General features: G+C 77.5%; 1 pseudogene. It reads right to left on the reverse strand.

Features of this window, described 5'->3' with window-relative positions:
* A pseudogene (locus tag KS423_RS46845) lies at positions 1 to 622 on the reverse strand (helix-turn-helix transcriptional regulator); the annotation flags it as partial.

A 622-nucleotide genomic window follows, 5' to 3' on the forward strand; every position in this document is an offset into this window, starting at 1 on the left:
CGTGGCCGCCGCGACGCTCGGCGCGGACGGCGGTGCGTTCCAGCGCGTCGGCGAGGCCGGCGTCGGGGACGGTGGCGGCCAGGGCGAGGTGCCAGGTGCGGCGGTCGCCGTCGGGCAGCGCCCGGGCAATGGCCTGATGAACTGTCACTTTTTGGTGGTGCGGCGCCCGCTGGAGGATCGCGGAGCGCAGCAGCGGGTGCCGGAAGGCGATCCGACGGTCGGCCGTGACCGTCACCAGCCCGGACTGCTCGGCGGGCGTGAGGTGCTCGGCGGTGACGCCGAGGGCGGCCGCGGCGGGCAGGACGACGTCCAGTGCCCCGCTCTCCTCGGCTGCGGCGACCAGCAGCAGCGTCTGGGTGGCCGCGGGCAGGCCGGTGACCTGGCCGTGGAAGGCGATCAGCAGCCGGCTGGTGAGCGGCAGGCCGCCCGGCGCCGGCGTCTGCGCTCCGGCGGCGACCGGGAGTTCGGTGAGCGCGAGCGGGTTGCCGGCCGCCTCGACGAGCAGCCGGTCGCGGACGGTGGCGGGCAGGTCGGGGCCGACCCGCCGGGTCAGCAGCCGGGTGGCGTCGACCTCGGACAGGCCGGTCACCTGTCGTTCGGGCAGGCCCAGCGGGCGCTCCGC

The organism is Streptomyces sp. LS1784 (genome assembly GCF_020103755.1).
Lineage (GTDB): Bacteria > Actinomycetota > Actinomycetes > Streptomycetales > Streptomycetaceae > Kitasatospora.